The sequence below is a fragment of the Devosia oryziradicis genome (assembly GCF_016698645.1).
In the GTDB taxonomy this organism is placed as follows: domain Bacteria; phylum Pseudomonadota; class Alphaproteobacteria; order Rhizobiales; family Devosiaceae; genus Devosia; species Devosia oryziradicis.
This window is the reverse complement of sequence record NZ_CP068047.1, coordinates 1,735,975-1,762,854: the sequence shown is the minus strand read 5'-3', so window position 1 is coordinate 1,762,854 and position 26,880 is coordinate 1,735,975. Positions and strand designations below refer to the sequence as shown.

General features: G+C 64.1%; 26 protein-coding genes. 14 read left to right on the top strand and 12 right to left on the bottom strand.

The features are described 5' to 3' along the window. Positions 1–91 precede the first annotated feature (91 nt). On the bottom strand, positions 92–1,222 hold the full coding sequence (locus JI749_RS08845) for a DUF2336 domain-containing protein (RefSeq protein ID WP_201652266.1): 1,131 nt from the start codon (positions 1,220–1,222) through the stop codon (positions 92–94). 178 nt (positions 1,223–1,400) lie between these two features. After that, positions 1,401–3,569, bottom strand: a complete 2,169-nt coding sequence (gene katG / locus JI749_RS08840) for a catalase/peroxidase HPI (protein ID WP_201652263.1) — start codon at positions 3,567–3,569, stop codon at positions 1,401–1,403. A gap of 96 nt (positions 3,570–3,665) precedes the next feature. Here katG and JI749_RS08835 point away from each other — a divergent pair, with 96 nt between their 5' ends. The 3 genes from JI749_RS08835 to JI749_RS08825 all read left to right on the top strand — a co-directional run bounded on the left by JI749_RS08835 (position 3,666) and on the right by JI749_RS08825 (position 7,809). Further along, positions 3,666–4,559, top strand: a complete 894-nt coding sequence (locus tag JI749_RS08835; protein ID WP_201652260.1) for a hydrogen peroxide-inducible genes activator — start codon at positions 3,666–3,668, stop codon at positions 4,557–4,559. A 71-nt stretch (positions 4,560–4,630) separates the two neighbouring features. Further along, positions 4,631–6,298, top strand: coding sequence for a tetratricopeptide repeat protein (locus JI749_RS08830; RefSeq protein WP_201652257.1), 1,668 nt, complete (start codon positions 4,631–4,633; stop codon positions 6,296–6,298). Next, positions 6,295–7,809 carry a tetratricopeptide repeat protein gene (locus JI749_RS08825; RefSeq protein WP_201652254.1) on the top strand — a complete coding sequence of 505 codons (1,515 nt, stop codon included), beginning with the start codon at positions 6,295–6,297 and terminating at the stop codon, positions 7,807–7,809. Before JI749_RS08830 ends, JI749_RS08825 begins: the two co-directional genes overlap by 4 nt. Before the next feature lies 1 nt (position 7,810). Here the strand turns inward: JI749_RS08825 and rarD are convergent, their stop codons facing one another. Continuing rightward, positions 7,811–8,761 (bottom strand): EamA family transporter RarD, encoded by a 951-nt coding sequence (rarD, locus tag JI749_RS08820; RefSeq protein ID WP_201652251.1) that lies wholly within the window; start codon positions 8,759–8,761, stop codon positions 7,811–7,813. A 193-nt stretch (positions 8,762–8,954) separates the two neighbouring features. Between rarD and JI749_RS08815 the strand changes: the two genes are divergently transcribed. After that, the gene (locus JI749_RS08815; protein ID WP_201652249.1) at positions 8,955–9,401 is read left to right on the top strand and encodes a host attachment protein; all 447 of its coding nucleotides are present in this window, start codon (positions 8,955–8,957) and stop codon (positions 9,399–9,401) included. A gap of 144 nt (positions 9,402–9,545) precedes the next feature. On the opposite strand, the gene JI749_RS08810 is transcribed toward JI749_RS08815, so the two are convergent. The 3 genes from JI749_RS08810 to JI749_RS08800 are packed head-to-tail and all read right to left on the bottom strand — an operon-like array spanning position 9,546 to position 11,086. Continuing rightward, positions 9,546–10,397 (bottom strand): alpha/beta fold hydrolase, encoded by an 852-nt coding sequence (locus tag JI749_RS08810; protein ID WP_201652246.1) that lies wholly within the window; start codon positions 10,395–10,397, stop codon positions 9,546–9,548. Continuing rightward, a complete protein-coding gene (locus tag JI749_RS08805; RefSeq protein ID WP_201652243.1) occupies positions 10,391–10,720 on the bottom strand; it encodes a hypothetical protein in 330 nt (109 codons plus the stop codon). Before JI749_RS08805 ends, JI749_RS08810 begins: the two co-directional genes overlap by 7 nt. Positions 10,721–10,744: 24 nt before the next feature. Next, positions 10,745–11,086, bottom strand: a complete 342-nt coding sequence (locus tag JI749_RS08800) for a hypothetical protein (RefSeq protein WP_201652240.1) — start codon at positions 11,084–11,086, stop codon at positions 10,745–10,747. 989 nt (positions 11,087–12,075) lie between these two features. Between JI749_RS08800 and JI749_RS08795 the strand changes: the two genes are divergently transcribed. The 5 genes from JI749_RS08795 to JI749_RS08775 are packed head-to-tail and all read left to right on the top strand — an operon-like array spanning position 12,076 to position 14,591. Next, positions 12,076–12,381, top strand: a complete 306-nt coding sequence (locus JI749_RS08795) for an ArsR/SmtB family transcription factor (RefSeq protein ID WP_233280710.1) — start codon at positions 12,076–12,078, stop codon at positions 12,379–12,381. Next, complete coding sequence (locus JI749_RS08790; RefSeq protein WP_201652234.1) at positions 12,378–13,304, top strand: PhzF family phenazine biosynthesis protein; 927 nt, start codon at positions 12,378–12,380, stop codon at positions 13,302–13,304. Before JI749_RS08795 ends, JI749_RS08790 begins: the two co-directional genes overlap by 4 nt. A gap of 33 nt (positions 13,305–13,337) precedes the next feature. Then, positions 13,338–13,715 (top strand): cupin domain-containing protein, encoded by a 378-nt coding sequence (locus JI749_RS08785; RefSeq protein WP_201652231.1) that lies wholly within the window; start codon positions 13,338–13,340, stop codon positions 13,713–13,715. Between the two features lie 23 nt (positions 13,716–13,738). Then, positions 13,739–14,212, top strand: coding sequence for a hypothetical protein (locus JI749_RS08780; RefSeq protein WP_201652228.1), 474 nt, complete (start codon positions 13,739–13,741; stop codon positions 14,210–14,212). Positions 14,213–14,252: 40 nt separating this feature from the next. After that, positions 14,253–14,591, top strand: a complete 339-nt coding sequence (locus JI749_RS08775; protein WP_201652225.1) for a YciI family protein — start codon at positions 14,253–14,255, stop codon at positions 14,589–14,591. Positions 14,592–14,720: 129 nt separating this feature from the next. Here JI749_RS08775 and ettA read toward each other — a convergent pair whose 3' ends face one another. Further along, positions 14,721–16,376 carry an energy-dependent translational throttle protein EttA gene (gene ettA, locus JI749_RS08770; RefSeq protein ID WP_201662353.1) on the bottom strand — a complete coding sequence of 552 codons (1,656 nt, stop codon included), beginning with the start codon at positions 16,374–16,376 and terminating at the stop codon, positions 14,721–14,723. 178 nt (positions 16,377–16,554) lie between these two features. Between ettA and JI749_RS08765 the strand changes: the two genes are divergently transcribed. From JI749_RS08765 to JI749_RS08755, 3 genes are all read left to right on the top strand, one after another. Further along, entirely contained in the window at positions 16,555–17,907 is a 1,353-nt protein-coding gene (locus JI749_RS08765; protein WP_201662350.1) for a M16 family metallopeptidase, read from the top strand. After that, positions 17,907–19,229 carry a M16 family metallopeptidase gene (locus JI749_RS08760; RefSeq protein WP_233280910.1) on the top strand — a complete coding sequence of 441 codons (1,323 nt, stop codon included), beginning with the start codon at positions 17,907–17,909 and terminating at the stop codon, positions 19,227–19,229. The genes JI749_RS08765 and JI749_RS08760 overlap by 1 nt, the downstream gene beginning before the upstream one ends. Before the next feature lie 132 nt (positions 19,230–19,361). Then, positions 19,362–20,255, top strand: coding sequence for a TolB family protein (locus JI749_RS08755; protein WP_325166770.1), 894 nt, complete (start codon positions 19,362–19,364; stop codon positions 20,253–20,255). On the opposite strand, the gene JI749_RS08750 is transcribed toward JI749_RS08755, so the two are convergent. The 4 genes from JI749_RS08750 to JI749_RS08735 form a co-directional block, all read right to left on the bottom strand. Beyond that, on the bottom strand, positions 20,252–21,859 hold the full coding sequence (locus JI749_RS08750) for a tetratricopeptide repeat-containing diguanylate cyclase (RefSeq protein ID WP_201662344.1): 1,608 nt from the start codon (positions 21,857–21,859) through the stop codon (positions 20,252–20,254). The genes JI749_RS08755 and JI749_RS08750 overlap by 4 nt on opposite strands. A 65-nt stretch (positions 21,860–21,924) precedes the next feature. Beyond that, positions 21,925–23,022, bottom strand: coding sequence for a methyl-accepting chemotaxis protein (locus JI749_RS08745; RefSeq protein WP_201662341.1), 1,098 nt, complete (start codon positions 23,020–23,022; stop codon positions 21,925–21,927). 125 nt (positions 23,023–23,147) lie between these two features. Then, on the bottom strand, positions 23,148–23,822 hold the full coding sequence (locus JI749_RS08740) for a DUF2461 domain-containing protein (RefSeq protein WP_201662338.1): 675 nt from the start codon (positions 23,820–23,822) through the stop codon (positions 23,148–23,150). A gap of 85 nt (positions 23,823–23,907) precedes the next feature. Beyond that, a complete protein-coding gene (locus JI749_RS08735) occupies positions 23,908–24,312 on the bottom strand; it encodes a nuclear transport factor 2 family protein (protein ID WP_201662335.1) in 405 nt (134 codons plus the stop codon). A gap of 78 nt (positions 24,313–24,390) precedes the next feature. Here JI749_RS08735 and JI749_RS08730 point away from each other — a divergent pair, with 78 nt between their 5' ends. Next, entirely contained in the window at positions 24,391–24,963 is a 573-nt protein-coding gene (locus JI749_RS08730) for a TetR/AcrR family transcriptional regulator (RefSeq protein ID WP_201662332.1), read from the top strand. On the opposite strand, the gene JI749_RS08725 is transcribed toward JI749_RS08730, so the two are convergent. Next, complete coding sequence (locus JI749_RS08725; protein ID WP_201662329.1) at positions 24,960–26,093, bottom strand: PQQ-dependent sugar dehydrogenase; 1,134 nt, start codon at positions 26,091–26,093, stop codon at positions 24,960–24,962. The two genes, JI749_RS08730 and JI749_RS08725, sit on opposite strands and share 4 nt — an antisense overlap. 279 nt (positions 26,094–26,372) lie before the next feature. On the opposite strand from JI749_RS08725, the gene greA reads away from it, so the two are divergent. After that, positions 26,373–26,846, top strand: a complete 474-nt coding sequence (gene greA / locus JI749_RS08720; RefSeq protein WP_201662325.1) for a transcription elongation factor GreA — start codon at positions 26,373–26,375, stop codon at positions 26,844–26,846. Positions 26,847–26,880: the final 34 nt, after the last annotated feature.

The window sequence follows — 26,880 nt, the reverse complement described above, 5'->3', positions numbered from 1 at the left end:
GAGAGCGTAGGCAGGTCTAGGGGGTTCGGCGGCGATAAGGCAGAAGTGCATATCTCGGAAAGACTGATCCCCGCTTTCGCGGGGATCAAAATCAAGCGCTCATCGCAGTGCGTTCTTCGCTGACTGCACGTTTGCGAAAGGAGTGGGCCCGCCACAGCTCGAAAATGCCGATGGCCTCGTCCTTGTCTATGGCCTCGAAGCGGCTGACCACCATCTTCTTGTCGGCCTCGGTCGGCAGGTCGCGCCAGGGCAGCGTTGCCACGATGGCCTCGAACAGGTCCGGCGAGAGGCCGGCGGCCTTCAGGGCCACCGTGATCGCCACATAATCCTGGCTGGCCAACCATTTGACGAACACTTCGGGCGCGACACGCAGCATGACCGTCAGCGCGGCGGCGGCATGGTGCCCATAACCGAAGCGGGCAAACCGGCTCAGCGCTCGGTCGTCCAGCTGCTTGCGGTCGCTCAGTGCCTTCACCTGGTTATAGGCGACCTTCCATTCGGTCGCCGAGAAACCGGCGCGATTGCGCAGGCGATTGTAGACCACGGCATTGACCTTGCCGGCCGCCACCGGGTCGAAACGCTTGTCGACCTCGCCCAGTGTCTCCAACACCTTGGATGCCACGGAGTCGATTTCGCTGCGCAGCGATTTCCAGTCGATTTCTGGCCGGTTGCGCAGGTCGGCAGCCAGTTCGAGGTCGCGCGCCGCGCGCTCCACCAGCTTTTCCAGTGTGGCCTTGTCGAACTCGGCGTTGGCATTGCGCACCAGGCGCACAACCGAGGGGGTACCGCCATGTTCGACGATTGCCTCGCCGACCCGCTCGGGTACGTTGGCCCGGCCCGCAATGGCCACGCGATGTTCTTCGCTCTGCCGGCCGATGATGTCGATCAGGTCGTCGTCGCTGAGGACATTGGAGAATTCAAGCAGCGGCTTGGCGACCTCGATGTCGTCATTGGCCAACTTGACCACGACCGTTCCCGGCGCGCGCTCCAGCGGGGCCAGCAGCTTGGCGACATGCGCCCGCGCCTCCACCTCGACCAATTCGGCAAGCTGGCACAGCACTTCGTCATACTGGGCCACCTGCTCGTCGTCGCAGCGATCCGACACGTAGCTGAAGAGCTGCGCCATGTTGCGGAACAGTTGTTCGCGTTCGGAGTGATTGTCGTCCCCATTCAGCACGCGGAAACTGGAAAACGCCCGCTGGCCATCGTCTAGCTCGTTCATTTCGCATGCTCTCCCGGCTTCTGCCGTAAATCTGGAGCCCGACGATGCGCAGCCACCTTCTTGCGGCCCCTGAAAGCGGGACCGGGCAATTGATTCAAATTTTAGCGAATGCCGCCGCCGCCAAATGCAAAAGCCCCGGACCTGCGTCCGGGGCTTTCATTCATTGCCACCGCTCGTGTCAGCGCAGGTCGAAACGGTCCGCGTTCATCACCTTGACCCAGGCAGCCACGAAATCGCGGGCGAACCTGTCGCCGGAATCGGACTGGCCATAAACCTCCGCAATGGCCCGCAATTGGGAATGCGAACCGAAGATCAGGTCGACGCGCGTGCCGGTCCACCGGAGCGCTCCGCTCTTACGGTCATAGCCCTCGTAGACACCCTTCTCGTCCGCCTTTGGCTTCCACTCGGTCGCCATATCGAGCAGGTTGACGAAGAAGTCGTTGCTCAGCGTTTCCGGTCGGTCCGTGAAGATACCGTGCTGGTTGACCCCGATGCCGAGCACGCGCAGGCCACCGACAAGCACTGTCATCTCCGGACCGGTCAGCCGCAGCAGTTGCGCGCGATCCACCAGGCCTTCTTCAGGCTCCATGAAGCGGCGATCGCTGACATAGTTGCGGAACCCATCGGTGCGCGGCTCCAGCGCGGCGAAGGAGGCGGCATCGGTCTGTTCCGCCGACGCATCCATGCGACCGGGGGTGAACGGCACCACGACATCCTGCCCTGCCGCCTTGGCGGCCAGCTCAATGCCAAAGCCGCCGGCGAGCACGATCAGGTCTGCCAGGGACACGCGCTTGCCGCTTGCCTGGAAGTCGGCCTGTACGCCCTCCAGCGCCGCTAGCACCTTGGCGAGCTGGGTGGGCTTGTTGACTTCCCAGTCCTTCTGCGGCGCCAGGCGAATGCGCGCGCCATTGGCCCCGCCACGCTTGTCCGAGCCGCGGAAGGTCGAGGCCGAGGCCCAGGCCGTGCCAACCAGCTCGGCAACCGACAGTCCCGTCGCCGCAATCTTGCCCTTGAGCACGGAAATGTCGGCTTCGTTGACCAGTTCGTGGTCCACGGCAGGAATGACATCCTGCCAGATCAGGTCTTCTGCCGGCACTTCGGGACCGAGATAGCGGGCCTTCGGCCCCATGTCGCGATGGGTGAGCTTGAACCAGGCGCGGGCGAAAGCGTCGGCGAACTGATCCGGGTTCGCGAGGAACCGGCGCGAGATCTTCTCGTATTCCGGATCGAAGCGCAGCGACAGGTCGGTGGTCAGCATGGTCGGCCGGTGCTTGCGCGCCGGGTCAAACGCATTGGGAATGACTTCGTCGCTGGTCTTGGCCACCCACTGCTTGGCGCCCGAGGGGCTGGCCGACAACTCCCACTCGTAGTTGAATAGGTTCTCGAAAAAGAAGTTGCTCCAGCGGGTCGGAGTCTGCGTCCAGGTCACTTCCAGGCCCGAGGTGATGGCATGGGTTCCATGACCGCTCTCATACTTGCTCTTCCAGCCCAGGCCCTGGTCCTCGAGATCGGCGCCTTCGGGTTCGGCAGCGATCAGCGACGGGTCGCCTGCGCCATGTGTCTTGCCGAAGGTGTGGCCGCCGGCGATCAGCGCCACCGTTTCCTCGTCATTCATTGCCATGCGGGCAAAGGTCTGGCGGATATCGCGGGCCGCAGCAACCGGATCGGGATTGCCGTTCGGGCCTTCCGGATTGACATAGATCAGGCCCATCTGCACCGCGCCCAGCGGCTCGCTGAGCTGGCGCTCGCCACTATAGCGCTCATCGCCCAGCCAGGTGCCCTCGGGACCCCAGAACAGTTCCTCTGGCTCCCACACGTCGGCGCGGCCACCGGCGAAACCGAAAGTCTTGAAGCCCATCGACTCCAGCGCAACGTTGCCGGTGAGGATCATCAGGTCGGCCCACGAGATCGCGTTGCCGTATTTCTGCTTGATCGGCCAGATCAGGCGGCGCGCCTTGTCGAGATTGGCATTGTCCGGCCACGAATTGAGCGGCGCGAACCGCTGCTGGCCCATGCCGGCGCCACCGCGTCCGTCGGTGATGCGATAGGTGCCGGCACTGTGCCAGGCCATGCGGATAAAGAGGCCGCCATAGTGCCCGAAGTCGGCGGGCCACCAGTCCTGCGACTGGGTCATCAGCGCGCGGAGGTCCGCCTTCACGGCGGCAAGGTCAAGTTTCCCAAACGCTTCGGCATAGTCGAAATCGGCGCCTAGCGGGTTGGACAGAGCCGAATTGGCGTGCAGCATCTGCACGTCGAGCCCTTTTGGCCACCAATCCCTGTTGCGGTGGCCGCGCTTCCCATGATCGACCGGGCACTGGCCCGCGCTGGTTGTGGTTTTGTCGTCCATGGGTAACGCTCCTGTCGCTGTTTGCGGTCGTTATAGGGGGCTGACTTTCATTGGGCCAATCGATAATTCTTCCGCCTCCGATAGGGAGAAGTTATCGTGGCAGTGTCCCTCAAGCAGATGCAATATGCCCTCGCGGTGGCCCGCAACGGCCATTTCGGCCGCGCCGCCGAAGCTTGTGCCATCTCGCAGCCTGCCCTTTCCCAGCAAATACTCGCGCTCGAAGACCTGTGCGGCACGCCGCTGTTCGATCGACTGCGCAGCGGCATCCGTCTCACGCCATTTGGCCGCGAATTCGTCGCCATGGCGCAGGAAGTAGTCAAGCGCGCCGAGGCGCTCGATGCCTTCGTGCTGGGACATAGTGGACGACCCGACCGGCCCATCCGTTTCGGCCTTATACCGACCGTGGCGCCCTACCTGTTGCCGGACATTTTTCCGGCTTTGACCAGCGGCCTTCCAGGTCTCGACTTCACCATCAGCGAAAGCCGTACCGAGGCACTGATCGCGGGGCTGATCGACGGCAGCCTCGATGTGGCACTGATCGGCACCGCGCCGCCAGATAGCGGCCCCACCCTGGTCAGTCGGCCGCTGTTCGAGGATCCTTTCGTGCTGGCGACGTCAAGCAGCGACGGCACTAAAGAGCCCGTATCGCTCGCCAGCCTGGCCCCGGAACGCATCCTGCTGCTCGACGAGGGCCACTGCTTCCGGGACCAGACCATTGCCGCCTGTCGCCTGGGCAACGATCCTGCCCGAACCTTTGCTGCCACCTCGCTGTCCACCATCGTCGAATTCGTGGCCAATGGTCAGGGCGTGACCCTGCTTCCGCGCATTGCCCTCCGCAAGGAGGCCAATGACCCTCGCATCGCCATCCACGACCTCCTCTCGCCCGGCGCCGGTCGGCTGCTGTCGCTCGTCTGGCGCGAAGCGACCCCGTTCGGCAGCACATTCGAGGCGATGGCCGAGGTGATCCGCGCCACGCGGCCAAACGGCTGACCGGCCGTCCCACCACCACTGTTCACCGGCAATTTTCCCCATTAGAACAAGCACATTGGGGAGTTCAAACGATGGCGCGTGCGCCTGCAAAACCTGCCGCTTCCAGCAGCAAGCCGCGCCGGCGCACGCCCAAGGCGCCGGCTGCCACTGCGGCGGAGGTCAGCCCACCCCCTGCCAAGCCACTCCCCCGCAAGCCGAGGCTCCGGGTCTCCCTGCCATCGCTCGAAAGCGGGTCGACCCGCCTGCGCAAGGTTATCCTCAACGTGGTTTTCGTGCTGGCCGTCATCCTCTTCATTCCCATCCTGGCCAGTCAGTTTCTGCGCAACCCGGTGCTGATCGAGCCGATTTCCGTGCCCAAGGCCCTCCTGCAGCGCGGACTTTCCCCCGAGGTCATGGCCAGCCGCCTATGGGACGGACTGCGCGATGCCAACACGCTGGCCCGAACGTCCAAGGCGAGCGTCGACGCCATCCCGGACAGCCAGCGCGTGCAGTTCTCGCTCCCCGATGTGGGTCTGTCGATGGACTCTGTCGTTCGCCAGGTGCGGCAGTTCTTCAATGTGTACCAGACGCGCATCGCCGGCGAGTTCATCTGTGCGGACGCCGACTGCGCACCAGAAGGGATGCGACTGCGCCTGCGCGTGCTGCGGGGGAACAGCGAGGTCATCGACCTCCCGCCCATCGGCGATCAGGACACGCGCAGCTATTTCACTGCTGCGGGAACCGAAGTCCTGCAGCGGCTCGACCCTTTCGTCGCCATCGCCGCCGTCTCCGCCGCCGAGCCGGTACGCGCGATAACCCTCGCGCGCCGCCTGATCCGCCAGCATCACCCCGATGCCAAATGGGCCCACCTGCTGATCGGCAACATTCGCTCCGAGAGCGGTGATGACCGCGCCGCCTGGCCGGAATACCAGGCCGCCATCGCGCTCGACCCCAAGTTCAACGTTGCCCGCGCCAATCTCGCGGGAGCCTTGCGGCGGCTGGGCGATCCCGCCGCCGCCCGCGTCATCTATGACGAACTCGCGGCCGAACAGCCACACAATCCCAAGCCCTATGAGGGTTACGCCGAACTGGCGGCAGCATCGGGCGACGTCGACGGCGCCCTTGCCCTGTTCGAGAAGGCCGCGGCGCTCGATCCCACCAGTCCGCACTATTTTTCGCGCATGGGCATGCTGGAGCAAGCCAGGGGTAATGTCGACGCGGCCCGCCAATGGTTCGACCGGGCATTGGCCCTTGACCCATCCTATATCCTGGCGACGACCGCGCTGCTCGAAGACTACCTGTCGCGGGGCGATTTCGCGGGTGCGCTCCCGATGCTGCGGGCAGCCTCGCAACACGCGCCGGGCGATGCGGTCGCCCACGCCACCTATGCCTTCGTCCTGATGCTTCTCAACCAGCCCGAGCAGGCATTGGACGCCTTCGAGCGCGCCCTGGCGGTGACCCCGGACGACCCGGACATACTGTTCGAAACCGGCAAGTTGCTGCTGGCGCTGGAACGGGTTCCGGAGGCCCTGGCACGGCTCGACCGCGCTATTGAGCTGGATGCCTATAACCCCGGCCCACTCATGTCCCGCGGCACGGCCCTGGCAGTGACCGGCCAGAACGAGGCGGCCAGGCACGATTTCGAGCGTATCATCGAAGTCGACCAGACTGGCCTTTATGCGCCCCAGGCGGTGAGCTTCATCGGAATCCTGGACGGACTGGACGCGGCCGCAGCGCAACCAGAACAGGCCGAGCCATGAGCCACACCGAACCCACCGGCGCCTTGCCACGGATCGAGGCCTTCTCCTCGACCCTGCGCACCATGTTCATCAACATCGGTTTTTTCGCTGCCATGCTGCTGCTGATCCCAGCCATCGGCAGCCAGTTTTCGGCCAGTGCGGTCGTCATCGAGCCCATCGCCGTGCCCCAGTTGCTGGCCGACCGCGGCATGACTTCGGAAGTGGCTGCCAATCGCCTTTGGGACGGCCTGCAGGAGTTTGCCCAGAGCGCCAGTGTCGCCCGCGCCACCATCGTGGCAATTCCAGACAGCCAGCGCGTCGAATTCTCCCTGCCTGACAGCGGCATCTCACTGGACTCGATTTCCCAGCAGGTCAGGCAGTTCTTCGGCATTCACGAGACTCACATCGTGGGCGAGATCGTCTGCGACAGCGCCGATTGCGCCCCCGCCGGACAGCGCCTGCGTCTGCGCGTGATCCGCAACTCGAGCGAGATCATCGACCTGCCGGCCATGGGTGACCAGCCGGCGCCCGAATACTTTCGCGAAGCGGCTGCTGCCGTCTTCGACGTCCTCGACCCCTTCGTATCCATCGCCGCCCATGCCCTGACCGATCCAGAAGGCGCAGCCGCACGCGCCCGCCGCCTGACGGTTGCCAATCACCCCGACGCAAAGTGGGCGCACAACCTGCTCGGCGACATTGCGCGCAAGTCGGGGGACAGCGCCGCCGCCATAACGGAATATCGCGCCGCACTGGCCATCGATGGCGGCTTTGACCTTGCCCGAATAAACCTGGCTCGCGCGCTGGCGGACAGTGGTGACTTCGCGGGGGCCGACAGTGCGCTGGCGGAAGCGGCAAGCCGCGATCCGCAGGCTGCCACGCTGGCCACTGCGCGAGCGGAGATTGCCTTGGCCAAGGGCGACCGCGAGGCCGCCATTGCCGCCTTCCTGACCGCCGCCGAACGCACCCCCGTCGATCCGACACCGCTGGTGCGCGCCGGCGAAATCGAGCTCTTGGTCGGCAAGGACGAGGCGGGCATGGCGCACCTTGAAGAAGCGCTTGATCTCGATCCAGGCCACGCCGATGCGCTGCGGCTGCTGGGCGAAGCCTATCGGACCGATGGCGACCTGGCGGCGGCCGAGCGCCTGTTCAAGGATTGGGCCGACTACGCACCCAACAGTCCCGAGGCGCATCTTGCCCTGGCCGAACTGCTGCTCGAGCGCGACGACCCGAAGGGCGCCGCCGAGCATTACGACCGCGTCGTCGCCCTCGTTGCCGATAATTTCGACTATGCCAGGGCCCGGACCAAGGTCTTGCTCGACCTTGGCCGCTTCCCCCAGGCTGCCGATGGCCTGATCCCGTTCGCCGACGCCGAGCCGCCGAACCCGGCAGCCGTGCTGCTGCTGGCGCAGGTGCAGCAGACGGCTGGACGCAACGAGCGTGCCGCCGAGCGTTATCGCCAATACCTGGAGCTGGCGCCGGAAGCGGCAGACGCCGCCGAGGTCCGGGCAATCCTCGCCGAACTGGCTCCTTAGTCTATGCCCCTGCCCGCCCACGCCGACGGAAACTGTCGTAGCTGAACACCAGCAGCGACAGCCAGATCAGCGCAAAGCTGAGCAGGCGCACGCCGTTGAGGTGCTCGCCGAAGAGCGTGATGGCCAGGATGAACTGGATCGACGGCGCGATATACTGAAACATGCCTATGGTGGTCAGCCGCAGCCGGCGGACCGCAAATGCAAACAGGAGCAGCGGTATCGTCGTCGCCGGCCCCGTCAGCACCATCAGGGTGAAGTGGTACGGGTCGGCATGGATGCCCGGCCCCCAGGTCATGATGTTGAACGCCACATAGCCCAGCGCAAACGGCACCAGCATGGCCGTCTCGGCGAACAGGCCGCTGGCCGGCCCAAGCTGCGCGGTCTTGCGGAAATAGCCATAGAAGCCGAACGACAGCGCCAGCCCCAGCGCGACGAAAGGGATATTGCCAAGGCCCAGCGCCTGGATGCCGATGGCGACCACGGCGATGAGGATCGAAATGGTCTGCAGCCGGTTCTGGCGCTCGCCGAGAAGCACCATGCCCATCACGATATTGACCAGCGGGTTGATGAAGTAGCCAAAGCTCGCCTCGAGCACCTGCCCCGTCTCCACCGCCCACACATAGAGTAGCCAGTTGCCGGCCAGCAGCACGGCCGACAGCAGCGTCATCAGCAGCCGCCGGCGATCCGAGAACAGCGCCTGGACCTCGCGAAATCCGCCGCTGAAGGCCAGTATGGCGGCCAGCAGCAGCAGCGACCAGACGATGCGTTCGGAAACGATCATCACCGAGCCGGCGCCCTCGACCTCGCGGAACAGCAGCGGCAGGAAGCCCCAGAGCGTGTAGGCGGCCAGCGCCGCCAGGACGCCGTTTCGACCGTCGCTCGACGCGGGACGCGACGGGGCGGCGACCTCGGCCGGTGCAATGGCTTCGGGCGCGGATTCGGGAAGCGACATCTAGAAAAACTCCGCATCCCCAACGGGATGCCTTGGCCTTGATAGCAGCGCCGCCGACGACCCGCCAATCAGAGTTTGTGATCTTGCGACCTTGCAAAGCTGATGGCAGGGGCCAACCTTTTTGAGGGTAAGGCGTTGGTTCAGTGGCGCCAGTTCGGCGCCTTGCAACGACCAGACCAGCAGGAGCTCAAGCATGAAAAAGACCGTCACCTGGGTTTTGATCGCCGACGGCGCGCAGGCGCGTGTCCTCGAAAACACCGGTCCGGGCAAGGGGCTCAAGCAGGTCGACGGGCTCGACTGGGCCATCGATCCGCTGCAGGCCCAGGACATCGTCACCGACCGCCCGGGCAGCAAGAGCGGCGGCGGGGCGTTCGGCGGTGGCATGGAGCCGCGGACCGATCCGGTCGAGCACCGCGAAACTCAATTCGTCAAGTCGGTCGCGGCGACGCTTGATCGCAAGCAGCAGCAGGGCGCCTTCGATCGCCTCGTCATCGCCGCCGCGCCAATCGCATTGGGTGACCTGCGCAAGGCCATTTCGCCGGCCGTCAAGAAGGCCGTGGTGGCCGAATTGAACAAGGACCTGACCAACGTGCCCACGGCCCAGCTCAATCAGCACCTCGATGGCATTCTGGCCGCCTGAAACCGATTCAGTTTCAAGGCCTTGGGCAGCAAAGCCGATTCAACTTCCCAGCAAGTTGAATCGGCTTCTCAATGCCTTGAATCAGTCTGTTAACGCGTTGATTCAGGCCACGAGGCACTGCCCTGCCGGCCCGAGCCCCGCAGCCTAGTCGCCTGATTCGTCGTCACTTTCCTCCTCATCGCCGCCTTCGATGGCGTCGAGGAATTCCAGCAGCATCGAGTTGACCAGTTCCGGCCGCTCGATGCTCGGAATATGCGCCACGCCCTCCAGCACGGCGGCAAAGGCGTTGGGCATTTCTTCGGACAGGTGCTCGTGCCGGTCGATCAGCGCGGTGAAATCCTCGTCACCCACCAGCAGCAGGGTCGGCGCACCCACCTCGCTGACGCGTGGCCAGGCCGCCGGCCGCTGCTCTTCCAGCGTCAGCTGCGGCTTGCCCAGCGCGATGGCATTCATGTCGAGGAACAGGTCGCGCGCTGCCCCGCCGACCCGCCCGTTCGGGGCGCGCGGCCCATCGAGCCACTGATGCGCCTGCACCCGGTTGAGCATGTCGCGATCGCCACGCTCCCAGGCATCCTCCTCGGCCATTTCCAGCTGCTGCTCGGCCTGCGTCGCGCTCCATGGGGCGCCCGTGATCGAGGTGCCGATCAGCACCAGCCCGATTACCCGCCCCGGATGGCGCAGCGCGAAATCCACCGCGAGTCCACCGCCCATCGAACAGCCGACGAAGACGGCGGCGTGGATGCCGAGCGCGCCCAGTACCGCTTCGAGATCGTCGACATGGTTGAACGCTTCGTCCGGGCTTTCGGTCTCGCCATAGCCGCGCCGGTCATAGGCGATGGCATGCCAGCCTTCCTCGGCCACCATGACCATCTGCTCGGACCACATCCGCTTGTCGCAGACCCCGGCATGGAGGAACACCACCGGCAGCCCCTCACCGAGCTGCCGGCCGGCAAGCTTCGCCCGCCCGGCCTCGACGACGAAGGCTTCACCTACCACGCACAGATTTCCGTATCGGTGGCGTCGCTGACCCAGCAGGCGCCATCATCTTCGGAGCGGTAATAGGTTCCAGGCAGCGCCACCGAGCGGCCGCCGGCTTCATAGGTCGCACCGACCGAGGCCACGCCGGGGCTGTCGATCCAGACCTGGAATGTCGGTTTGCCCGGCGCGGAAATCTCGAAGCTCCCCGCATCGTCGAGCGCGGTGAAGGCGCAGTCATATTCGCCATCATCCGATGTGTAGCAGGTTGCGTCCTTGGCCATGACGGGCCCGGCAAGCGCCAATGCCAACGCCGCTGCGCCGGCCAGAATGGAAAGTCTCATAAACATCCTCCCAGTGCCGCTGGCTTACTGCTGCACCAACACGCAAAATTGGTAATCCTCGTCGCGGGCCCAGCAGCCTGGCTTACCCTCGACGGCGCGAAATTCGCGCAGCTCATCGGGCCGCTGGCCCGGCGCCGCATCGGGGTCGATGAGATAGGCCGTGCCCACCCCGTCCTCGATCAGCGTGAAGGCGAAGACCTGCCCATCGGGCAGCGTGAAGGTCAGACCGCCGCCGTCCAGCGCCACGTCGCAATCGAAGGGCTCGAAGCCGGTTATACTGCACTGCCCCGGTGCGGCCGCCGCCAGCGATACGGTCATTCCACCAGCGGCCAACCCCAACGCAGCCGCCAAAATCAGTCGTTTCAAGTCTTGCCCCCCGGAGCAACCAGCCAACGCATTGCCGCAGCGACACTCATAGCGCGGGAATTGGGGGGTGTCGTGTGGATTTGTGGGAATGGTGCATGCCTTTCGCGGTGTGCGCCAATAGGCGTGCGCAAGCGCCGCCTGTGATGCGGTTGTCGGGTCGTCGGGTCAGTTCGTCGCGTGAGACGCCAAGGGGCGCTCAGAGAGCTATGGTGGCGAGGCGCCTGCCTCGGAGGGGTAGATGAAGGAAGTGAGGCCATTGCCTCGCCACCACGCCAGGATTTTCGCGGGTCCGGGTCAGGCACGCTGTGTCGCAAGCGTAGCTGCCGAATTCCCCCCGCCCAATGGAAGCGACCTTCCATCCCTGGCTGTCTTCACGGTCATCACTCGTCATGACCGGCTCTGCCGTGAAGATGGGAAGAGTATGCGGGAGGATTTGAGAAGGGGGATAAGTTGGCTGTGAGTTCCCGGCAGACCAGAGTCCTCACGGGCGGAGAGGAGGTTCGACAGACCGAACAACCGCGATGTCATCCCGGCGCAGGTCGGGATCGTTCCTGAGGTCTTTCCGCATTCTGAGCGCGCTTTGCCATCTCAGGATGGATTCCGGCCTGCGCCGGAATGACACAGAGATGGTGAAGGCATGGTGCCGTGTTGCTTGCGCTACCGGACGAAGCGCGCCAAGCTCAACCATCGCCTCGGATGACCGTTACGTTGAAATCCACATTCGAAGAATTCTCGTCCCCCTACACCAGCGGCTCGCAAAGCGCACGTGTTGCGGATTTCCTCTGTCCGAAATTGCCAGGAACGATGCGCAAACTACTGGCAGCTAACGACCCCATTGCGACCGTTAGCTCTTCGTTTCGGTGACGACCGCTTTTAGCCCTAAGCGGACCCTCATTTTCGCGACGAAGATAGCTCACAACTTGGGGATTGGAATATTAGGCGGGTCGTGCTATTTTGCATTTATGCGAAATAGCGAAATGCCGAACTCCTTGGACGACGAGCTTCCCAGCCTCAAAGCAATCGCGAGCCCTGTCAGGCTGATAGTGCTGAATCTACTCAAAGACCCCGTGGGCAACTTTCCCCCGCAGGTCGATGGAGATTTGGTGCTGGATGGCGTGTGTGCGGATTTCATACGCGATAGACTCGGGATTGCACCGGCAACCGCATCGCGACATCTCACCCTGTTGGCCGATTGTGGTTTGTTGATCGCCACGCGCAAGAAGGGCTGGACCTTCTATCGCCGCAACGAGGCGGCAATCGCTTCGCTCGCATCGAGATTGGCAGCGGGGCTATGACCGCCTCGCAGACACCACTTCGTTATGAGTGCCTGGACGTCTTCGCGCCCCATGCATATCGCGGCAGCAGTCTCCCTGTGTTTACTAACGCTTCCAACTTGGATGGGGAGCAGATGCTAGCCGTGGCTCAGGAGCTTAGACAGTTCGAAACGATCTTCCTCGTGCCCTCCAGCGCCAAGAACCGCTTCCGGGCACGCATATTCGACCTCTTAGAAGAATTGCCGTTCGCCGGCCATCCTCTATTGGGCGCGGCAGCGGCCCTTCATCATATTGCAGCACCCCCGAAAGCTACCTGCCAATGGACATTCGAGTTGGCAAATCGGTGCGTTGACGTGTCGACGTACCGAACCGGGCACGGGTTCGCAGCGACCGTCGATCAGGGCGCGGCGTCGGTGGTCGGCGAATGCGCCAGACGCAGCGAGCTAGCAGCAGCATTCGGCTTGCGCGAGAGCGACCTCGATCCCGCATTGCCACTGGAAGTTATCAGCACAGGTCTTGCCTACCTTATCGTTCCGGTTCGTTCAGACGCGCTGGGCCGCGCGCGCATCGACGCCGATATCACCGAGCTACTCACTCCGTTGGGAGCCAACTTTGCGGTGCTGCTCGACGAAGAGGGACGGGAAGCCCGTCACTGGAACAATGATGGCAGGCTGGAGGATGTTGCCACCGGAAGCGCTGCGGGGACGATTGGCGCATACCGACTTCGGCACTGCGGTTCAAAGTCCGGCGAAACGTTCATCCTCAACCAAGGCAGGTTTGTCGGTCGGCCTAGTCGAATGGAAGTAGTGGCACACGGCGCTGCGGACGCCATCCATTCTGTGCAGGTAGGCGGTCCGGTTTCGGTCGTCGGCTGGGGGATGCTTGAGGTTCTGCCGCAGGCCCGCATGAGCTCCCAGAGAAAACTAAATCACGCGGCGTCTTGAGGCTTAGGCGGCGTCAACTGAAGGAGTGAGCACATGGTACCGGAAAAGATCAACATCGTTGCGGCGGCAGATAGGCAGATCTCAGAGGTTTTCGATCCCCATGTCGTGGGCGACGTGAACGACTCGCAAGTGAAGGTTGCCAAGTTTGGCGCGGAATTCGACTGGCATTCCCACGCCCGCGAAGACGAAGCATTCTTGGTGCTGCGCGGACGTATCGCCATCGACTTTCGCGACGGTGTGGTTGAACTTCGCGAAGGAGAGTTCGTGGTGGTGCCACGCGGCGTCGAACACCGCCCGCGGTCGCTGACCGTAGAGCCTGTGGTGTTGATGTTCGAACCAACGACCACACTGAATACAGGCGACAGCGTTAGCGCGCGCACCGTGTCGGACCTAAAACGCCTTTGGGCTTAGATGCAAGCAGAGTGGGAACGAACATGAACAGTCTTATCTCGGACGAGTTTCCACTGCGTGCGACACAAAGCCTGCGGCACGAACTCTTGGATCTTCTCACCGATGCCGACCTCAAGTTTCGGCTCCCGGGCGACACCTTGTCCCTGGGTGAACTCTGCGAAGAGCAAGGCAACATCCAACACACCTATATCCAATCGTTCGTATCGCTAGAGACAGACTGGTCGTTGCGCCGAACCAGAACGGAAAGCGCTCTCACCGTCACTGACCTTCGGCACTGGTGGACCGAACTCGACGAAGAATTTGAGCGGGTGATCAGCGGCTACTCTGAGCAGGAGTTGAACACCCGCACGATCGATCGCGGTCACTGGGCGCCGACCCCTTTCGTGCAGTTTCATATCTATCGCGAGGCCGTGCTGATCTTTCTTGGCAAGGCGTCGATTTACCTGAAAGCGATGCAGAAGCCGCTTTCCATGCAGTGGCAGGCACAGATCGCCTGACGCATCAGCATCTTGTGGAATTCAAACCGGAGGAGAAACTATGACACGATACTTGGCACTTTACATGGGATCGGCAGAGAACGTGGACAGCACGCCGCCGGACGCAGAAACGCAGCAGAAGGGCATGGCCGCCTGGGGGGAATGGGCTGCCTCGCACACTGCCGCCATCGTCGAACAGGGCGCCCCGCTCGGGAAGACGAAGCGCATGGACAAGAACGGCCTTTCGAATACATCGAACCTGATCACCGGATACGTGTTAGTCGAAGCCGCGAGCCACGAAGAGGCCGCTCGGATTTTCGAGAGACATCCACACTTCGCGGTGTTCTCAGACAAAAATTCGGTCGAGATCATCGAGTGTCTCGAGATGCCATCTGCTTAGCCGCCCTCCGGCTGTCTGCTACTGGCGCGAAGCAGACGTCGGCGGCCGGGTGCCTGACTGTCGGCTCGCCACCCCAATGCAGTAGGTCAACGGGTGGGCGGAATGACTACCCACTCCGCCCAGAAGCCCTCACCGCGTCAGCGGCTTATAAGTCGCCCGCTTCGGGTTCACAGCGTCTGCGCCCAATCTCCGGATCTTGTCCGCTTCATAGTCCGCGAAATTCCCCTCAAACCACTCCACATGGCTATCGCCCTCGAACGCCAGCATGTGCGTGGCCAACCGGTCGAGGAACATGCGGTCGTGGCTGATGATCACGGCGCAGCCGGCGAATTCTTCCAGGGCTTCCTCGAGCGCCGCCAGGGTTTCGGTGTCGAGGTCGTTGGTCGGTTCGTCGAGCAGCAGGACATTGGCGCCGCTCTTGAGCATCTTGGCCAGGTGCACGCGGTTGCGCTGGCCGCCCGAGAGGTTGCCCACCTTCTGCTGCTGGTCGCCGCCCTTGAAGTTGAAGCTCGACGTATAGGCGCGCGAATTCACCTCGCGCTTGCCCAGCAGCAGCACTTCGTCGCCTTCCGAGATTTCTTCCCAGACGGTCTTGTTGGGGTTGAGGCTGTCGCGGCTCTGGTCCACATAGCCGAGGTGCACGTTCTCGGCGACGGTGACCGTGCCGGCATCGGGCTTTTCCTGGCCGGTCAGCATGCGGAACAGCGTCGTCTTGCCGGCGCCGTTGGGACCGATGACGCCGACGATGCCACCCGGGGGTAGCTTGAAGGTGAGGTTGTCGATCAGGAGGCGATCGCCATAGGACTTGGAGAGCCCCTCGATGTCGATAACATTGTGGCCCAGCCGTTCGCCGGGCGGAATGATGATCTGCGCCGTGGAAGACTGGGTGCGGGCCTCGTTGATCTTGACCAGCTCGTCATAGGCCTTGATACGGGCCTTTGACTTGGACTGGCGCGCCTGGGGGGATTGACCCATCCATTCGCGCTCGCGTTCCAGCACCTTGGCGCGTGCGGCGTCCTCGCTCTTTTCCTGGGCAAAGCGCTTGGCCTTGGCCTCGAGATAGGCCGAGTAGTTGCCTTCGTAAGGCACGCCGCGACCGCGATCGAGTTCAAGGATCCAGCCGGTGACATTGTCGAGGAAGTAGCGGTCGTGGGTGATGATCAGCACCGCGCCTTCGAATTCGCGCAGGTGGCGTTCGAGCCAGGCCGTGGTTTCCGCGTCCAGGTGGTTGGTCGGTTCGTCGAGCAGCAGCAGGTCGGGCTTGCTCAGCAGCAGGGCGCAGAGCGCCACGCGACGGCGCTCGCCACCCGACAGCTTGGTGACGTCGGCATCGCCAGGCGGGCAGCCGAGGGCTTCCATCGCCACTTCGACCTGCGATTCGAGATCCCACAGGTTCTGGCTGTCGATGATGTCCTGGAGCTTGGCCGCCTCGTCGGCGGTCTCGTCGGAATATTCCATCATCAGCTCGTTGTAGCGATCGACGATGGCCTTCTTTTCCTTGACGCCGGTCATCACGTTGCCGAGAACGTTGAGCGCCGGATCGAGCTCGGGCTCCTGCGCCAGGTAGCCGATCTTGGCGCCATCGGCCGCCCAGGCTTCGCCGGTGAACTCGGTGTCGATGCCGGCCATGATCTTGAGCAGGGTCGACTTACCCGAGCCGTTGGGGCCCAGAATGCCGATCTTGGCATCGGGGTAGAAGCTGAGATGGATATTATCCAGCACCTTCTTGCCGCCGGCATAGGCTTTGGACATTCCGTGCATGTGGTAGATGAACTGGCGAGCCATAGGCTTGCTGACCTCTTGGAGACTTCCGGGAATTGGCCGTCTATGTAGGCCAAGCCCGCGCAGGGGGCAACCGGTCCGCGCAGCGGTCCGATTTGGGCCGCAATGACCGGCAATGACTTGCGCCGCCCGTGCCAATCCTGCCTATGGGCCTCACCCGCCTGCCATTTTTGGAGCTCCGATGATTCTTCGATCCGCGCTGGCCCTGACAATGGGCGCGATGATGTGCGCCGGTGCCTGGGCGCAGGCCGCCCCGTCGGAAGCCGAGGTGGTCAGTTTCACCCTCGAAAACGGGCTCGAAGTGGTTGTCATCCCCGATCGGCGTGCGCCCATCGTCACCCACATGGTCTGGTACAAGGTGGGCAGCGCCGACGAGCAGCCCGGCAAGTCGGGCATCGCCCACTTCCTCGAACACCTGATGTTCAAGGGCACGGCGCGCCATCCTGCCGGCGAGATGGACCGGGTCATCGCCGAGATCGGTGGCTATACCAATGCCTTCACCACCAAGGACGTCACGGTCTATCACCAGACCGTGCCGCCCGATTATCTCGACGAAATGATGGATTTCGAGGCCGATCGGATGCGCGGCCTGGTCCTCACCGAAGACGTGATCGGCGCCGAGCGCGACGTGGTGATCGAGGAGCGCAACCAGCGCGTCGATGTCAGTCCGCAGGCGCTGCTGGCCGAGGAAACCGCGGCCACCGCCTACCAGAACCACCCCTATCGCCTGCCCACCATCGGCTGGCTGCACGAGATGGAGCAGCTCAATCGGGCCGACGCGGTGGCCTTCTACGATCGCTACTACGCACCCAACAATGCCGTGCTGGTCGTGGCCGGCGATGTAGAGCCCGATGATGTCCGCACCCTTGCCCAGGCCACCTATGGCCAGGTGCCGCGCGGCCCCGACCTGCCGCCGCGTATCCGCCCGGCCGAGCCGCATTACGACACTGCCCGCAGGGTGACGCTGCGCGACCCGCGCGTCAGCGTCCCCAGCTTCGCCAAGGGCTGGATCACGCCCACCTACCGGATGGCCGAGCCCGGCGAAGCCGAGGCGCTCGACCTGCTGTCGGAAATCCTCGGCGGTGGTCTGCGCAGCCGGCTCTACCAGGAACTGGTGGTGAAATCCGGCATCGCCTCGGGCGCCGGCGCCAGCTATGACGGTGGAGCTTATGACCCGAGCAGTTTCACCCTTTTTGGCGTGCCCCAGGGCGAGCACAGCCTCGAAGAGGTCGAGGCCGCCATCGATGCCGAGGTGGCTCGACTGGTAAGAGATGGCGTGACGGCGGAGGAACTGGACGCCGCCAAGATGCGCTATGTGCGCAGCCTGATCTTCGCCCGCGACGAGCAGTCCAGCATGGCCGACATCTATGGCAGCCGTCTCGCCAATGACGGCACCATTGCCGACGTCGCCGAATGGCCCGACCGTATCCGCGCCGTTACATCAGAGCAGGTGCAGGCCGTGGCCGCCAAGTATCTCGATCCCAGCGTGTCGGTCACCGGCTACCTGCTGCCCAGCGACAACGGAGCCCAATGATGTCGATACTGTCAGCGCTCCGCCGTCTCGCCATCGTCGCCATTCCGGCGCTGCTCCTCGCCACCCTGCCCGTCCGGGCGGAAGTCCAGTTCCAGCAGATCACCTCGCCTCAGGGCATCAAGGCCTGGCTGGTGGAAGACTATGCCGTCCCCATCGTCACCATCCGCTTCGCCTTCGAGGGCGGGACCACGCAGGACCCCGCAGGCAAGGAAGGCGTGACCAATCTGCTCACCTACCTTTTCGACGAAGGCGCCGGCGATTTCGACAGCGACGCCTTCCAGATCGCGCTCGACGCAGCGGGGGCGGAGATGAGCTTCGCCGCCGATCTCGATGCAGTCTATGGCTCGATGCGCATGCTGGCCGACAACAAGGACGAAGCGCTCGACCTGCTCAAGCTCGCCATCGAGGCGCCGCGCTTCGACCAGAACCCGGTCGACCGCATGCGCGCCCAGGTGCTGAGCGCCATCGCCATGTCGGCGCAGAACCCGGCTACCGCTGCCGAGAAGCTGTGGACCGAAACCCTCTTCGGCGACCACCCCTATGCCCGCCCGGTGGACGGCACGGCCGAAACCCTGCCCGGCATCACGCCAGCCGACCTGCGGGCACAGCACAAGGCCCTGTTCGCGCGCGACAATCTCCATGTCGCCATTGTCGGCGCCATTGACGCCGAGGCGGCTGCCGCCACGCTCGACCTGCTGTTCGGTGCCCTGCCTGCCGAAGCCAGCCTGGTGCCGGTCGCCGATATTGCGCCCGTGCTCGGACAGGATCTGCAGGTGGAATATCCCCTGCCCCAGACCAGCATCTACATGGCCTATCCGGGCATCACCCACACCGATCCGCAATATTTTGCCGCCGCGCTGATGAACGAAATCCTCGGCGGCGGCAGCGTGCTGTCGCGGCTTACCGACGAGGTGCGCGAGAAGCGGGGCCTGACCTATGGCGTCAGCTCGTCGCTGCTCAACCAGCAGCACGCCAATGCCCTGGTGGTGGGTACAGCCACCCGCGCCGACCGCGCCGCCGAAACGCTCGAGGTCATCAAGTCCGTCATTGCCCGGCTGGCCGCGGAGGGCCCCACGGAGGCCGAACTCGCGTCCGCCAAGAAGTACACCATCGGTTCGGCGGCCCTGCAGGAAATGAGCTCGTCCCAGGCCATCGCCGGTACGCTGATCGGTCTGCAATTGTGGGATCTCGACATCGATTACCTGCCGCGCCGCGAAGAGCTGATCAACGCGGTAACGGTCGAGGATGTCAAAGCGGTCGCCGCTCGCCTGCTGGGCGTCAAGCCCACCATCATGCTGCTCGGGCCCAAGGCGGCACCGTGATTATTGGCTGGGTGGCGCCTGTCACCCAGCCTCGATCTCTCCTCATCGAGGGAGGGATCAAGCGTAGGGGTGGTTTGGGCGAGAATCCTCGGCTAGGCTTCCCCTGTTCTCCCCAAAAGCGCAGGTGCCACCGTGACCATCGCCTTTCCTCGCCGCGGCCGTTCACTCGCCCAGGGGCAGCGTTCGGACCTTGTCGTCATCGACCTCGACGGCAACAAGCAGGTGATCCTGACCACCGACGAGGTCATCGAGGCACCGAACTGGTCGCCCGATGGTCAATGGCTGGTCTTCAATGCCGGCGGCCTATTGTTCCGCATCCCGACAACGGGCGGGCGGCCCGAACAGATCGACACCGGCCATTTGGCCGACCTCAACAACGACCACGTGCTCGCCCCCGATGGCTCGACCATCTATGTGAGCTCGGACGACGGCCACCTCTATGCCGTTCCCTTCACGGGCGGTACGCCGCGCCGCGTGTCCAACCTGCACCCATCACCATTCCACTACTATCTGCACGGCATCTCGCCCGATGGCGCCACGCTGGCCTATGTCGCGATCGAACAGCGCAATGGCGAGCGCCAGGTCAACGTCTTCACCATTCCCTCGGCCGGTGGTCCCGATACGCGGCTGACCGACCTCACCGTCCCCAATGACGGCCCGGAATACTCGCCTGACGGCCGCTGGATCTACTTCAACTCCGAACTCGCGGCGAGCCGCCCGGGCCATGCCCAGGTCTTCCGCATGAATGCCGTCGATGGCAGCGGTCTCGAACAGCTGACGTTCGACAGCTATGTGAACTGGTTCCCCCACCTGTCGCCAGATGGCACGAAGGTGGCCTTCCTGAGTTATCCGCCGGGGACAACTGGCCATCCGCCCGACAAGGCCGTGATGCTGCGGCTCATGGGCCCGACGGGCGAAAGCCAGCGTGTCCTCGCCGAGTTCCTGGGCGGCCAGGGTACCATCAACGTCAATTCCTGGTCGCCCGACAGCCGGCGTCTGGCTTACGTGGCCTACCCGCGCGACTAGGCCGACATGCTGATGTCGTCGGCGAGATCGTTGCTGACGACGCGATTGCGGCCCAGCGCCTTGGCCCGATAGAGTCGCCGGTCAGCCACCGTCATCAACTCGGTCGCGGGTCCGCCGGCGGAAGAGGCCACCCCGATACTGGCGGTGAGCTTCAGGCGCGGGGCAAGGTCGGTCAGGTCGGCTCGCTCGAGCTCGCCGCGTACCGCCTCGGCCACTGCCGCCGCGGCGTTGAGCTCAAGCCCGGGAAACAGCAGGGCGAATTCCTCGCCGCCAAGGCGGAATGCGCGCATCTGCCGGCCGAGCCCGGTCAGGATGATCGCCACCCGCTGCAAGACTGCGTCCCCGACAACATGAGAATACTGGTCGTTGATCGCCTTGAAATGATCGAGGTCGGCAATGGCGAGGCAGAAGCGGCTGCCCTGCAACTGCGCAAACGCCGCGTCGAAACTGCGCCGGTTGGGCAGGCCGGTCAACGGGTCCTGGCCGACCTGCTCTTCCAGCGCAGCCGCCCGAACCCGCAGCTTGCTGGTTTCGAGCTGCATTTCGAGCAACTGGGCGCGCCGGCGAATAACCTCGCCCATCTGCCGCTGATAGGCCGTGTGGAATCGCTTGTAGAGTTGCAGGGCCTCCGCATGATTGCCCAGGGCCTCGTGTACGTCGGATAGTCGGCGCAACGTATTGACCTGATGATCGACATGCGAGCTGGCCTCTGCCAGTTCGACCGCCAGCTCGCAGAATTCCAGCGCCTCGCCCAGCCGCCCCATCCGGGTCAGCAGCTCCCCGCGCGTATAGAGGTAGTGGACGTGCTCGCGCAGGCCGACGGTGCCGATCACCTCTTCCCAGCGCGCAAGATAGCTCAGCGCCACGTCTTCGCGACCCAGCAGGGCATAGTATTCGGCCCCGTTGCACAGCGCCGTGCGCAAGGCCCACTTGTCGCCGCAGGTTTCCGCGACCTTGATCGCCAGGTCATTGTTGACCAGGGCCTGTTCACGCCATGTGCGCCCTTCCTCGAGGCGTCCTTCGTTTTCCGCGGCCTCGGCCAGCGACACCTGCGAAAACGCCAGGTTGGTCGCGTAAAGCGCCTGCGCCGAAAGATCGTCCGTGCCAGCGACCAGCGCCAGGCTGCGACGCAACAGCGGGCCCACGAGCTGGTCCTGCCGGCCATACATGAGGGCGACTGCCTTGGCATTGAGGGCAAAAGCTAGGATGGCCGGATTGTCGACGATTTCGGCCAGCCCGACCGCAGTGCTCGCCTCAGCGAACCCTTCGTCCACCAGGCTGAGTTCGACCAGCAGCCAGGCGTAGATGGCGCCGGCATGGGCCTCGCCCCCCGGCTTCCGCAGCCTGGCCCACATGTCCCGCGCAGCCTTGGCAGAGTCGATCCCCTGCTCGGCATGTCCAAGCTGCAGGCAGAACCAGCCGATCTGGGTGAGGCATCCGGCGATGCCCCGATCATCCCCGGCGGCACGCGCCTGCTCGAGCAGTTGGTGGACCTGCTCCAGGGCTTCCGCGGAACGGCCGGTGCGCCCCATATGCCAGGTGTGGTTCAGGGCATGGGCGAAGTTTGGGACATCCGGTCTTTGCACGGCTACGCCCGGGCTCACGATTACGCCCCCGATCTTGGGCTCTCTACGTAAAGAAACCGAAAAGGTGTTCGCCGCAAGGCGAGCTACCGTCCCATGCCCAGGGCCTGACGAATGCTGTCATCGTGTTCGGTGCGCTGTAGGATAACGCCCCACCACCCCAACCCGTCATATTCCTGGTAACCCAGGGTGCGGGCAAAGGCGATGATGTTGCCTTGCCCGTCATAATAGCTGCCACGCTGCCTGTCCTCGTGCCGCAGGGCGAACTGGGTGAACCGGCTTTCCGGCCGCGTCGACGCGATCACCCGGCCATTGCCGTCGAGCAGCATGACTTCCGTTCGCTCGGCGATCTTGGGTGGCAAGGCCGCCTCGGTCTGGACGATGGAGCGGCCCTGCTCCTGCCAGTCGAAATAAACGCCCAGCGTCCCTAGCACCGGCCCATCGGCGCGGCCGTTGCTGCGTACGGCCGTGCTGTAGACGAGCACTTCCCGTCCGCCGTGATGCGCGCTTTCCATCACCTCGCCAACGGCATAGTCATCGCCCGTCGCCGTGTTGCGCGCCGCCCGGAACCAGGCCTCCCGGGAGAAGTCGGCGCCCAGAATGTTCCGCTCGTAGCTGGCATTGGCGCTGGCCACCACCCGGCCCTGCGCGTTGGTGAGCACCAGGTCATGATAGACGCTGTAGAATTTGTTGATGGTGGCGAGCCGATTGGCCGCGAAGGCCATGGCCTCGGGCGCGGCGCGCTCCTCCAGCGCCTGCCAGAAGGCGGTGTCCGTCGCCCACCAGCGCACGTCGGCGGTGCGCTCATAGAGATTGCGCACGATCAGTTGCACGAGCGACTGCGCCAGGTCGATCAGGCGCACGCCTTCCATTTCGTCGACCAGCGTTTCGCTCATGGTCCGGCTGAGCGAAATGCGCCCGACCAAAACCTCCTGAAAGCGCGTGGCAATATCGGCTGCCCGATCGGCCAGCCGCTGCACTTCGTCGGCAACCACGGCGAAGCCCTTGCCGGCATCCCCCGCCCGCGCTGCCTCGATGATGGCGTTGATAGCCAGCAGCTTGGTCTGCTTGACGATCTGCAGATTGCTGCTCGAGTAGCTCTGCAATTCGCCGCTGATGCCATCCATCACCACGCGCATGGCGCGCGGCGAGGCGGCAACAGCCGTATTTTCCTTCGAATTCATACCTGCGCCCCAATGCACCTTGGGTGCCCGGCCGATCGAAATATTGCAGATCAATCAGCACAGGCCGAAGTATTTCCCGGCTCGACAATGTATCGATATGGTAAGGGAAGCGTTAAGTGTGCCGCTCAGCTGCCCAGTTCTGCCAATAACCAGCGCCCGATCGGCCACATTGCTGCGAAATGGGCCACGCAGCGCTCTGAGAAGCCTGGCTCGAGGGCGTACTCGGCCGGCAGGCGAATGCTGGCGGTGAGCCCTTCGTAGAGCAGGAACTCCGCCCGATCCGGCGGCGCCTCGAAGCCGCGCGGCATCAACTTGCGCGTCTTCTCGCCGATCGCATAGGCGCCAGCCGCGCGCACCTGCTCCACCGCGTCCACCAGCGCCCTGCCCGGCCGGTTGAGCACGATGGCACTGCGAAACGTCTCCAGCGCCTCCTTGTCCAGGCCATACATGCCGGTGGCGATAAACACTTCTTCGGCGCTGACATGGAAGTAGAAGCCCGGCGCGCTCCAGCTCTTCCTGTCGCCATGCCAGAACCACAGGCCCAGATGGGTCTTGTAGGGGCGCTTGTCCTTGGAGAAGCGGATATCCCGGTTGATGCGCGATACCGATCCGTTGACCTTGGGCGCGAACTGCACCTCCGGCGATATCGCCCTGAGCTGCGGCCCCACCGCCTCGACGAAGGCCCGCCCGGGCTCGACATAGCCCGCTTCATAAAGGGCCCTGTTGTCGTCGAACCAGGCCTTCTCGTTATGCTCGGCGATGCCGCGGAGAAACCGGAGCGTATCCTGCGGGAAGTGCATTGGGCGTGTTCCAGGAAGGGCAGATTTGCCCGCCGATTATTAAGCCCAGCGCATGTCGCGCCGCAATCCGGGCAGACCTGTCCGATTATGCGGCCGTGAAATCCTCGTAGCAGTCGTAGTTGCGCTGCTCGATGATCAGACCGCCTTCCAGCCGAACCACCATGCAGAGATGCGCCACCAGCTGGTCGCCGGGCTGCAGCTTGCCGACCGGGACGACCAGGTCCCCCTCCCACCGGGCCTCGACTACCACGCGATCGCCGGCATCGATGACCTCGCCCAGGATATAGCGCTGGGCTCGCAATACCGTGCCTTCGGCAGCACGCCGAAACCCGGCGCGCATCGCCTCGAGGTCGTCGACGCCGCCTTTCGGCCTTATCCGGTTGGGCAGTTCGTGAAACCGCATTTGCGGATGCAGCAGCGCGAAGGCCGCCGCTTCGTCAAAGGTTTCCACCGCTGCGATATAGGCGCGGACGGTCTCGATCGAGGTCATCTCATTCTCCCAATTAGAACGACGTTCTAGTCGCAGCAACATCTAGAACATCGTTCTAGTCTCGTCTAGTGTCCTTGCATGACAAGTGACCGTCGGCGCCAGATTCTCGATGCAGCCCTGGAGGCGTTCCTGGAGCGCGGCTATGCCGCGACGTCCATTGCCGACATTCGCGCCCGCAGCGGCGCCAGCACGGGCAGCATCTATCACTTCTTCTCCGGCAAAGGTGCATTGGCCGAGGCGCTGCTGCGCGAGGCGGTCTCCGGCTGGGCCACCCAGTCGATGGCAGCCCTGGATCCGAAAGCGACACCGGAGCAGGCGCTCAAGTCCTCGGTGCGCGGGCTGGTGCGCTGGGCGTTCGAGCATCCCGCCCAGTTCCGATTCATGGACGAAATCCGCAGCCTGGCCCCTGCCGACCCTGATTTCGCCGCCGTACGGAGCCTGTTCGAGGAGGGCCGGACATTGGGCGCCGCGCAATATGCACGCATGGCCGCCGAGGGCGCGGTACGCACCCTGCCCTTTTCGATCGCCCATGCGTTGATGCTGGGTCCGGCCTATGCCTATCTGCGGACGGCCGAAGCTCTGCCTGCCGATCAGGCCAGCCGCATTGCCGACCTCTTTGCCGAAGCCGCCTGGCAGGCGGTCAAGGCCTAGAGCCCCTCTGGCGCCACCCGGATCAGCCGGCCATTGTCCTCGTCGGTGAGCAGGTAAATCGCGCCATCCGGCCCCACCCGCACGTCGCGGATACGCCCGAGCTGTCGCGAGAACAGGCGCTCTTCGCCCACGACGGTGTCTCCCTCCATGTCGAGGCGCACCAGTAGTTCCCCGCTGAGCCCACCAGCCAGGAGATCGCCCTGCCAGGCCGGCAGCAGGTCGCCATCGTAGAAGTCGAGGCCGGAGGGCGAGATGGACGGATCCCAATAGTGAAGCGGCTGCTCCAGCCCGTCCTTCTGGGTGCCTTCGCCGATGGTGACCCCGGAATAGTCGACGCCATAGCTGATGACCGGCCAGCCGTAGTTGGCGCCCGCTTTCGGCATGTTCACCTCGTCACCACCCCGCGCACCATGTTCCACCGTAAACAGCACGCCATCGTCCCGCAGCGTGGCGCCCTGGGGATTGCGGTGGCCCTTGCTCCACAATTCAGGCGCCCAGCCCTCGGGCTTGGGATTGTCCGGCGGCACCGAGCCGTCCGGTGCGATGCGCACGATGGCCCCGGCCAGATCCGTCACATCCTGCGCCCGGTCCTGCTCACCGCGCTCGCCCAGCGTGACGAACAGGTTGCCATCCTGCCCGATCACCACGCGCGAGCCGAAATGGCGGTTGGTGGTGGTGAACTTGTTCATGCGGAAAATGACCTTGCCATCCTCCAGCCGGCCGCTATCGCCATCAAGCACCAGCCTTGCCGACAGCACCGCGGTACCCTGCCCGCGCTGCAAACCGGCCTCCTGGGCCGGTTCGGCAAAGGTGAGGTAAATCCGCCCGTTCGTCGCGAAATCCGGTGAGAGCGCCAGGTCGAGCAGACCGCCCTGACCCTGGTTGTAAACCGCGGGGACACCCGCGATCGGCTCTCCCACGACGCCCTCGCTGATCACCCGCAACTGCCCGCTGCGCTCGGTCACCAGCATGCGGCCGTCGGGCAGGAAGCCCAGCGCCCAGGGATGGTCGAGCCCCTCCGCGACAACCGTTGCCGTCAGATTGCCGGCGCTGGATTCCACCGTTTGCGCAACGGCGGGCGCGGCAAGCACGGCGACGAGCGTTACGAGGGACTTGGCAAGAACGGACATCGACCGGACCTTTCGCGTGGTGGAAACTTGAAGGGGCGTGTGGACATGACCATGTTCATGCCGACACCCGCTTGACCGCAACGCAGCAGGCGGGCAATTTGGGCCATCTCCCCTCAAAACTAATCGTGAAGCGCACGCCGAACGGATTTGGCTGGGGAAGAAGCTATTGGGCGTGCCGCGGAAAGTGGTTTTCCGCAAACGCGAGGCGACAAAATACGGAGGGCCGGTGATCCGACTTCGGATCGCATAAGGCCCTCTCGTGCCGAATGGAGGCGACGAATGGACAAGATCCCGATGACGGTGGGCGGTCACAAGGCCCTCACCGCCGAATTTGAGCACCGCACTGCAACCGAGCGCCGTCGGATCATCGACGCGATCGCCGAAGCGCGGGCCCACGGGGACCTGTCCGAAAACGCCGAATATTCGGCCGCCAAGGAGCAGCAGAGCCTCAATGAAGGCCGTATCAAGGAACTCGAGACCATCCTGGCCCTTGCCGACATCATCGATGTCAGCAAGCTGAGCGGCGACACGGTCAAGTTCGGCGCCACCGTCACCTATCTGGACGAGGACACCGAAGAGGAGAAGACCTACCAGGTCGTCGGCGATCCGGAAGCCGACGCTTCGAGCGGCCGCATCTCGATTTCCTCCCCCATCGCGCGCGCCATGATCGGCAAGTCCGAGGGCGATTCGTTCGAGGTTTCTGCTCCCGGTGGTGCCCGCAGCTACGAAATCATCAAGATCAGGTATGTCTGACGCCCAAACTTTGGGCAATTGCCTGCACCAAGTG

Bases quoted from the DNA above. Each gene is read 5' to 3' on its own strand.
- JI749_RS08845 (WP_201652266.1), bottom strand. From the start codon at position 1,222: ATGAACGAGCTAGACGATGGCCAGCGGGCGTTTTCCAGTTTCCGCGTG.
- katG (WP_201652263.1), bottom strand. From the start codon at position 3,569: ATGGACGACAAAACCACAACCAGCGCGGGCCAGTGCCCGGTCGATCAT.
- JI749_RS08830 (WP_201652257.1), top strand. From the start codon at position 4,631: ATGGCGCGTGCGCCTGCAAAACCTGCCGCTTCCAGCAGCAAGCCGCGC.
- JI749_RS08825 (WP_201652254.1), top strand. From the start codon at position 6,295: ATGAGCCACACCGAACCCACCGGCGCCTTGCCACGGATCGAGGCCTTC.
- rarD (WP_201652251.1), bottom strand. From the start codon at position 8,761: ATGTCGCTTCCCGAATCCGCGCCCGAAGCCATTGCACCGGCCGAGGTC.
- JI749_RS08815 (WP_201652249.1), top strand. From the start codon at position 8,955: ATGAAAAAGACCGTCACCTGGGTTTTGATCGCCGACGGCGCGCAGGCG.
- JI749_RS08805 (WP_201652243.1), bottom strand. From the start codon at position 10,720: ATGAGACTTTCCATTCTGGCCGGCGCAGCGGCGTTGGCATTGGCGCTT.
- JI749_RS08790 (WP_201652234.1), top strand. From the start codon at position 12,378: ATGACCGCCTCGCAGACACCACTTCGTTATGAGTGCCTGGACGTCTTC.
- JI749_RS08785 (WP_201652231.1), top strand. From the start codon at position 13,338: ATGGTACCGGAAAAGATCAACATCGTTGCGGCGGCAGATAGGCAGATC.
- JI749_RS08780 (WP_201652228.1), top strand. From the start codon at position 13,739: ATGAACAGTCTTATCTCGGACGAGTTTCCACTGCGTGCGACACAAAGC.
- JI749_RS08775 (WP_201652225.1), top strand. From the start codon at position 14,253: ATGACACGATACTTGGCACTTTACATGGGATCGGCAGAGAACGTGGAC.
- ettA (WP_201662353.1), bottom strand. From the start codon at position 16,376: ATGGCTCGCCAGTTCATCTACCACATGCACGGAATGTCCAAAGCCTAT.
- JI749_RS08765 (WP_201662350.1), top strand. From the start codon at position 16,555: ATGATTCTTCGATCCGCGCTGGCCCTGACAATGGGCGCGATGATGTGC.
- JI749_RS08760 (WP_233280910.1), top strand. From the start codon at position 17,907: ATGTCGATACTGTCAGCGCTCCGCCGTCTCGCCATCGTCGCCATTCCG.
- JI749_RS08745 (WP_201662341.1), bottom strand. From the start codon at position 23,022: ATGAATTCGAAGGAAAATACGGCTGTTGCCGCCTCGCCGCGCGCCATG.
- JI749_RS08740 (WP_201662338.1), bottom strand. From the start codon at position 23,822: ATGCACTTCCCGCAGGATACGCTCCGGTTTCTCCGCGGCATCGCCGAG.
- JI749_RS08735 (WP_201662335.1), bottom strand. From the start codon at position 24,312: ATGACCTCGATCGAGACCGTCCGCGCCTATATCGCAGCGGTGGAAACC.
- JI749_RS08730 (WP_201662332.1), top strand. From the start codon at position 24,391: ATGACAAGTGACCGTCGGCGCCAGATTCTCGATGCAGCCCTGGAGGCG.
- JI749_RS08725 (WP_201662329.1), bottom strand. From the start codon at position 26,093: ATGTCCGTTCTTGCCAAGTCCCTCGTAACGCTCGTCGCCGTGCTTGCC.
- greA (WP_201662325.1), top strand. From the start codon at position 26,373: ATGGACAAGATCCCGATGACGGTGGGCGGTCACAAGGCCCTCACCGCC.